The following is a 7,190-nucleotide window of genomic DNA, read 5'->3' on the forward strand; positions in this document are numbered from 1 at the left end:
GTGTGAATGAGCCTGGGTGATCAGCCTGCGGCTCTGGCTTCCTGGTCGGCTCGACCGCTATCGCCCGGACTCTCCGTCGCTTCTATCGAGTTGAGTTGCTCGATGGCCAATCGGGCGAAGACCTGCTGCTCGGTCGACGCCATCTGAGCGCGTCCGCGTCCGAGGAAGGTGACGAACCACGAGATGACGGTGGTGATTCGGCTGCGGTATCCGACAAGGTAGTACAGGTGCAGAGCGAGCCACATCATCCACGCGATGAAGCCGCTGAATTCGAGTTTGCCGACCTTCGCAACCGCATTGAATCGAGAGACGGTCGCCATCGACCCCTTGTCGAAGTACTTGAACGGCTGGCGCTGTGCTGGATCGGCACCGTTGAGTGAGGCCTTGATCTGCTTGGCTGCGTAGGTTGCGCCCTGAATGGCGCCCTGCGCCATGCCGGGTACATCCTTCACCAGCATGAGGTCGCCGACTACGAACACGTTCGGGTGGCCCTTGATGGTGAGATCGGGTTCGACGACAACGCGGCCGGCGCGGTCGGTTTCCGAGTCCGATTGATCGGTGAGAATCTTGCCCAGCGGGCTGCCCTGAACTCCGGCAGACCAGACCTTGCACTGCGCTTCGATACGTCGAGTGCTTCCGTCCTTTTCCTTGACGGTCAAACCGTCATTGTCGACGTCGGTCACCATGGCGTTGAGCTGGATCTCGACCCCGAGCTTCTTGAGCCGGTCGGCCGCTCTCTTCCCCAACTTCTCGCCCATCGGCGGCAGCACCGAGGGTGCCGCGTCGAGGAGAATCACACGCGCGTCACGTGGATCGATATTGCGGAACGCCCCGTCGAGTGTCCGGTCTGCGAGTTCTGCGATCTGGCCGGCAAGCTCGACGCCCGTCGGTCCGGCGCCGACGACGACGAACGTCATCAGCCGATCGCGCTCTTCTTGGTCGTGGGACAATTCGGCTTGTTCGAAGGCGCCGAGGATGCGCCCGCGAAGCTCGAGAGCGTCGTCGATCGTCTTCATTCCCGGCGCGAACTCGGCGAAGTGATCGTTGCCGAAGTAGGACTGCTGAGCACCCGCCGCGACGAGGAGGCTGTCGAACGGTGTGACTGTGGTGCGCTCGAGGAGTCTGGACGTCACGGTCTTGGCGGTGAGGTCGATGTCGATGACCTCGCCCATCAAGACCTCGGCGTTCTTCTGCTTGCGCAGGATGACACGGGTGGTAGGAGCTATCTCGCCGACGGAGAGGATCCCGGTTGCAACCTGGTAGAGGAGCGGCTGAAAGAGATGGTGCGTGGTCTTCGCTACCAGAGTGACGTCGACGTCGGCCTTCTTGAGCGCCTTCACGCCGAACAGACCGCCGAAACCGGAACCGATGACTACAACGCGATGACGTTTCGATTCGACCGGTTGGATGCTCATTACCTGCTCCCTAAAGATTGAGATGTGGTCACAACGGTAGTCGCCATCGTTTCTTCCGTCTCGGCAAGGGGCATGACGTGCGTCGAACATGTGCATACCGCGGCCTGCGAGCAGTACCCAGTGGAAAGTTTTTAATGTCAGGACAAAGTCTTGACTTTGCTTGTGATGTGGATTACATATTGAGTGCCACATCGAGTGATTCACCACCGGCCCATCGGGGATCGGCGTCGAGAAAGAGAATTGATGACACTTCAGACGAGTCACGGCTCGGGACGTACAGGTTCGCTCCGCGTACTGCGCTCAGGCGCTGTCCTCGGACTGGCGCTGTGCGCCACCGTGGCCGCGGGTTGCTCGAGCACCGGCGGAGCGCCGGAGAGCACCGGCGGCGGTTCCAATGCTGGTACCGCAGACACACCACGAGCAACGATCGCGATGATCACACACGAAGTTCCAGGAGATTCGTTCTGGGATCTCATCCGCAAGGGTGCCGAGGCGGCCGCAGCGAAAGACAACATCGAGCTGCGATATTCTGCCGACCCGGAGGCACCCAACCAGGCGAACCTGGTGCAGAGTGCGATCGACTCGAACGTCGACGGCATCGCGATCACGCTTGCGAAGCCGGACGCCATGGCACCTGCGGTCGAGGCTGCCACAGCCAAGGGAATCCCTGTGGTCGCGTTCAACTCCGGCTACGACGTCTGGGAAGAACAGGGCGTCAGCCAGTACTTCGGACAGGACGAGACGATAGCCGGACGTACCGCAGGCGAGCGCCTCACTGCCGACGGCGCAACCAAAGTGCTCTGCATCATCCAGGAACAGGGCCAGGTCGCCCTCGAATCGCGATGCGCAGGCGTGACCGAGGGATTCACAGGCGGTAGTACAGAAATCCTCAACGTCAACAGCGAGGACATGCCGTCGGTGGAAGCCACCATCACGGCCAAGCTTCAGCAGGACCCGACCATCGACCACATCGTCGCACTCGGCGCGCCGATCGCGCTGACGGCCGTGCAGTCCAAGGCCAATGCCGGTAGCGATGCCACCGTGGTCACGTTCGACACCAACGCCGCACTCGTCGACGCTATTCAGTCCGGCGACGTCGAATGGGCGATCGACCAGCAGCCTTACCTCCAGGGATACCTTGCAGTGGACTCGCTGTGGCTGTACCTGAACAACGGAAACACCATCGGTGGCGGACAGCCGGTTCTGACCGGTCCCGCATTCATCGACGCATCCAACATCGACTCCATCGCCGAGTACGCCCGGAACGGAACCCGCTAGTTAGGGCCCTCTCCGCATGTAAGCGTGGGTTGCCGACAGGAGTAGGTCCTGGCCGGTAGAGCCACAGATGTGGAGGCCCCAGTGACGAATGGTCGTACGAGTGTGGGTTTGGATGTGCACGCGCGGTCGGTGGTGGCGTGCGGTTTGGATGGTGAGATCCGGGGAGCTGCTCGAGCGTCGGCTCTCTCCTGACCACGAAAGAGTGTTCCTGGAGTGGACCCGTTCACTGCCAGGGCATGCGGCAGTCGTCTACGAGGCGGGTCCTCCGGTGATCGAGTGAAAAGCGATGCACGCGATGCCCCGGCATCTAGCGAGGTTGCTGCATCTGAGCGAGGTCACGGAAGTGGCGATTCCGAGTATTGAGCAAGAGTCGGCTCGTGATCTGGTGTCCGCGCAGCATCGAGGAATAGAAGAAGCTTCGACGCCGAAGTAACGATCTGCGTCGGATAGATGTCCGGGATGAACGGTCGATGACGATGTGAGATGTGGCCAGCGACCAGCACCAGCCGGCCAGTTCCCGTGCGATCCCGGCATTGGCGACGACGGCACGTTTGCCTCGCTGATCGAAATGTTCCCACCGTGCGTGCAGTCGCCGGTTCGCTTGATGTCCTCGCGCTTTGGCTTTGGGAGTCGAGTCCTTCCACCGTGCCACCAGTTCACGCCCCGGCCGATACGGTGTGCGGTGATGCCAAGCAGCCTCGACGAGCAGCCGACGCACGTGAGCATTACCGGTTTTGCTGACCCCACCTTGAGAACGTGATTCACCGGAAGAATGTTCGGTAGGAACCAGTCCGACGAACGCACCGATGGAACGCCCGGTCAACCGGTCCCAATCACCGATCTCTGTCGCCAACCCGAACGCCGTCAACGTCGCCACCCCGCGAAGACACCCCAACCGGGTCACCACCGGGGTGAACGAGGAATGCGCAGCCATCTCAGCGATAGCGGCATCGAGACGGTTCCTACGTTCGGTGGTAGCGATGACGGTCTCGTAGGCGGTGGAGAGTGTTTCCGCAGCACACTGTGGGAATGGCTGTGGCGATCACAGCTCGGTTATGCATCTGTGTCTGGCTATCGTCGGCGCCGTCGCGGCGTTGGCCGTCTTACGGGCAATCGTTGTGGGCGTCGCCGGGTCTCTCGTCCACGCTGCGCGAATGTCGGCAGTTCGTCATCGAACCGGGCACCCGCCGCCCTGGACCATTTTCACTCTCTCCGAATTGTCTGTGCTTCGGATCTGACAGGTGACTCACAGTTGCGTGAGACACCGATGACGACGGGCCAGTGTGCCCGTCGATCCGAACCACCCCAACACATTTGAGGAGTTTGCTATGCGTTCGAATCGATCTACCCGCTTCACGGTCGCGATAACGGCGGCTTCCGCCGTTGCCGCCGCAGTTCTCGCTGGTTGCAGCAGTGACGACGGCGGAATGGACATGCCCGGCATGTCGAGTAGCGATACACCGGCCTCGTCGTCCTCTGCAGCATCGGCCGAAGCATCGGCCGATTTCAACGACGCCGATGTCACGTTCGTTGAAGGGATGTACCCCCACCACGCACAAGCGGTGAATATGGCTGCACTTGTCGACGGCCGAACCGAGAATGCTCAGGTCATCGAGCTGGCCCAGGCCATCGAAGCAGTTCAAGCACCAGAGATGGAGCAGATGAATGCTCTGCTCACCGCATGGGGACAGCCCGCTGCGTCCGCAGACATGGGCGGCATGGACATGGGCGGCATGGACATGGGTAGCGGCGGTATGACCGGCATGATGAGCCAGGAGGACATGGATATGTTGTCGGCCGCCAACGGGGCGGAGTTCGACTCCATGTGGCTCACCATGATGATCGAGCACCACAAGGGGGCAATCGAGATGGCTCAGATCGAGTTGGCCGACGGCTCCAATCCCGATGCCAAGGAGCTTGCCTCCACTATCGTCGATGCGCAGCAAAGCGAAATCTCCACGATGGAAAGCCTGCTCCCCCAGTAACTATCAACTGAAGGGCGGGGCTTGGCTACAGCCGAGCCCCGCCCTTCAGTTTCGGAGACCTGGCCCATTAAGCTGCCAAACCGATCAACATGGGCCTCGGAAAGACGCCCTCCCCCGCCGGTGAACCTCGGCAGGGGGTCTGATTCGGCAGCGAGCTACGGGTCGCATTTTGGGGCACGCAGATCCGTGGGAGGGGAATGGGGTGCTCGGATCGGGTCATCGCGGCCCGGCACCGTCGACAGATAGTGGGTTCACTGTCCCCGGCACGGGCAACTGGGTGGAGGGAGTGATCCTGTAAACGTTGTCGGTACCGAACTACGCAGTGCCTGGTGCTGCCCGGCTTCCTTCTCAGATGGGTAATACAACCGAACTGACGAATTCATTGCGTATCCAGGCAATGAACACACCCCACACCCCTGTCAGCAGGGCGACACCGACGGCGATCATGATAACTCCGCCTGCCACTTTGATTCTCTGCGAGTTCCGCCGTAGCCAGCCGACACCGCGCATCGCCGAACTTGAGCCGAACGCGAGGACCACGAACGGTAGACCGAGTCCCAGACAGTAGGCGACGATGAGGGTGACGCCGCGCGCTGCCGTTGCGCCTTCAGTGCCGGCAGCAACGGACAGCACACCGGCGAGGGTGGGGCCAAGGCACGGCGTCCAGCCGAGCGCGAACACGCCACCGAGCACCGGCGCTCCAGCAAGAGACGAAATGCGTTGCGGCGCGAATCGAGTGTCGCGTTGGAATGCAGGAATGAACCCTATGAACGTCAAGCCCATGATGATCGTGATGACACCGCCGACCTGTTGGAGCACCTGTTCGTTGATGCGCAGGGTGCCAATGACCCCGAAGATCGAAGCGGTGGCGAGGACGAAGACAATGGTGAAGCCGGCAACGAACAAAGCCGCGGCGCCGGCCACCCGCCAGCGGCTCGCCAGCTTCGACGGTGCTCCACTAGTCGAGGCGGCGCCGATGGGCGGCGCGTCGGCACCTGCGATGCCCGCCAGGTACGACAGGTAGCCCGGAACCAGGGGCACAACGCACGGTGATGCGAACGAGACCAAACCGGCGAGCATGCATGCGGCGATCGCCAGAACCAGCGGTCCGCTCGATGCCGCATTCTGGAACGTCGAGCCGACGCTCTCGATCGCCTGGTTGTGATGCACCGACATGTCTTGAGCAAATCCGACCTCAACGGAGTCCGGTGCGGGCGTAGTGGAGATCGTGTCGTTCGGGGACACCAGAACGCCGATGAGGATTCCGGACAGGACGAGGGCCACCGCCAGTAACCCGATGAGCAGGCGACTGGGGCCGGACTTCCGCTCGGCGTCCGGGGTGACCTCGACGTCGTCGTGGACGGTCATCGGTTACCTCCCTCTCCGGGCGCGGCTGCGCCGTCACTGTTCGGCTCTTCATCCAGCGGGACCGCATCCGGGCCTGGTTCGCCGGCGTCGAAAGGCGGTGGATTATCGGGATCGAACGGGCCGGGAATCGTCGAACAACTCGCCCCGCTCTCGGGATGGGTCGAAGGATTCTGACGCAGAGCAGCGATGAATTGCGTGATTCGTGGATCGGAGGCGCTGTTGAGTTCGAGTCGGTGGCCCCATGATTGGAGCGTGATCGGTGCCTGAAGGTCTGGATAGGGCGACATCAACATGTAGGGTTCGCCCTCGACTCGCGCAGCGAGCGAATCCACGTCCTCGGCCGATACTCGGCTCGGATCGTACGTCACCCACACGGCACCGTGTTCGAGCGAATGGACCGCATTTTCGTTGCGATGGGACGCTGGATACACCACACCTGTGCACGTGGCTTAGTATTTAGAATGAGCCGAGGGTAACCCACCACGATCACAGGACATCCGATGCCACCGTTCCGTAACCTACGACCGCACAGGGGCTGCTCGCCCTCCACCTGCTGACCTACAACGGTGCACGTCTGCTGCTCGTGTGCATGGCCGCGGGGACCATCCTGGCCGTCGATGCACTGACCAGCCTCGACATCCCTGTTCCGCTGGTGTTGATCATCGCGCTCGGGACAAGCCTGCCGATTTCGGCGTTCGTATTCCGCAAGCTCCGACGAACGATCAACTCGGACATAGAAGCAGTCGACCGTGAACGCGCGAGGCGAAAGACTCGATCGCCGAAATGACCCGCGTCTACCCCGAGAGTTGTGCTCCGCGGCGGGTGACCAGTTCCCAGCGCGCCGTCGGGCATAGCAGCAGCCCTCTCTGTCAACCTTGAGTGAGACAGTTTGACCCGAGGTATTTACTGAGCCTGAGGGCGAGTTCGGAGAGATCAAGGTTGAGTAAGGATATTGCTTCGGAGCCTGCGGGTTCCGATGCTGGGGTTGAGGATCGGGTGCTGCCAGAGCCGGAGGTGGCTGAGCCTGGTTGCACCGATTCGGTAGCGACCAAGCGCGGGTCGCAGACACGAAATGCCCTGTCGTAGTGGAAGAATGAGATTTCTCGAGGATCAAATTCGGCCACAACGAAGGGCATCTCGCAGA

At 61.6% G+C, this 7,190-nt stretch carries 5 protein-coding genes and 3 pseudogenes; 4 read left to right on the top strand and 4 right to left on the bottom strand.

Features of this window, described 5'->3' with window-relative positions:
* Positions 1-20 precede the first annotated feature (20 nt).
* Positions 21-1,415, bottom strand: a complete 1,395-nt coding sequence (locus KVY23_RS21175) for an NAD(P)/FAD-dependent oxidoreductase (protein ID WP_075840276.1) — start codon at positions 1,413-1,415, stop codon at positions 21-23.
* Positions 1,416-1,658: 243 nt separating this feature from the next.
* On the opposite strand from KVY23_RS21175, the gene KVY23_RS21180 reads away from it, so the two are divergent.
* Together KVY23_RS21180 and KVY23_RS21185 are read left to right on the top strand one after the other, a co-directional pair.
* On the top strand, positions 1,659-2,693 hold the full coding sequence (locus KVY23_RS21180; protein WP_075840275.1) for a substrate-binding domain-containing protein: 1,035 nt from the start codon (positions 1,659-1,661) through the stop codon (positions 2,691-2,693).
* 81 nt (positions 2,694-2,774) lie between these two features.
* Positions 2,775-3,090 (top strand): annotated as a pseudogene (locus KVY23_RS21185) (IS110 family transposase); the annotation flags it as partial.
* A gap of 90 nt (positions 3,091-3,180) precedes the next feature.
* On the opposite strand, the pseudogene KVY23_RS21190 reads toward KVY23_RS21185, so the two are convergent.
* Positions 3,181-3,687, bottom strand: a pseudogene (locus tag KVY23_RS21190) (transposase); the annotation flags it as partial.
* Between the two features lie 334 nt (positions 3,688-4,021).
* On the opposite strand from KVY23_RS21190, the gene KVY23_RS21195 reads away from it, so the two are divergent.
* Positions 4,022-4,678 (top strand): DUF305 domain-containing protein, encoded by a 657-nt coding sequence (locus KVY23_RS21195; protein WP_075840273.1) that lies wholly within the window; start codon positions 4,022-4,024, stop codon positions 4,676-4,678.
* Between the two features lie 348 nt (positions 4,679-5,026).
* On the opposite strand, the gene KVY23_RS21200 is transcribed toward KVY23_RS21195, so the two are convergent.
* Positions 5,027-5,854: a cytochrome c biogenesis CcdA family protein gene (locus KVY23_RS21200; RefSeq protein ID WP_075840301.1), complete on the bottom strand. Its 828-nt coding sequence runs from the start codon at positions 5,852-5,854 to the stop codon at positions 5,027-5,029.
* Between the two features lie 188 nt (positions 5,855-6,042).
* Positions 6,043-6,495: pseudogene (locus KVY23_RS21205) on the bottom strand (DUF3105 domain-containing protein); the annotation flags it as partial.
* Positions 6,496-6,599: 104 nt separating this feature from the next.
* Between KVY23_RS21205 and KVY23_RS21210 the strand changes: the two are divergent.
* A complete protein-coding gene (locus KVY23_RS21210; RefSeq protein WP_268995320.1) occupies positions 6,600-6,833 on the top strand; it encodes a DUF4229 domain-containing protein in 234 nt (77 codons plus the stop codon).
* Positions 6,834-7,190: the final 357 nt, after the last annotated feature.

This window comes from Rhodococcus sp. I2R (assembly GCF_020889545.1).
GTDB lineage: Bacteria > Actinomycetota > Actinomycetes > Mycobacteriales > Mycobacteriaceae > Rhodococcoides.

What these genes read in the sequence shown, in the direction of transcription:
- KVY23_RS21175 (WP_075840276.1), bottom strand. Translation starts at nt 1,415, where the DNA reads ATGAGCATCCAACCGGTCGAATCGAAACGTCATCGCGTTGTAGTCATC.
- KVY23_RS21180 (WP_075840275.1), top strand. Translation starts at nt 1,659, where the DNA reads ATGACACTTCAGACGAGTCACGGCTCGGGACGTACAGGTTCGCTCCGC.
- KVY23_RS21195 (WP_075840273.1), top strand. Translation starts at nt 4,022, where the DNA reads ATGCGTTCGAATCGATCTACCCGCTTCACGGTCGCGATAACGGCGGCT.
- KVY23_RS21200 (WP_075840301.1), bottom strand. Translation starts at nt 5,854, where the DNA reads ATGTCGGTGCATCACAACCAGGCGATCGAGAGCGTCGGCTCGACGTTC.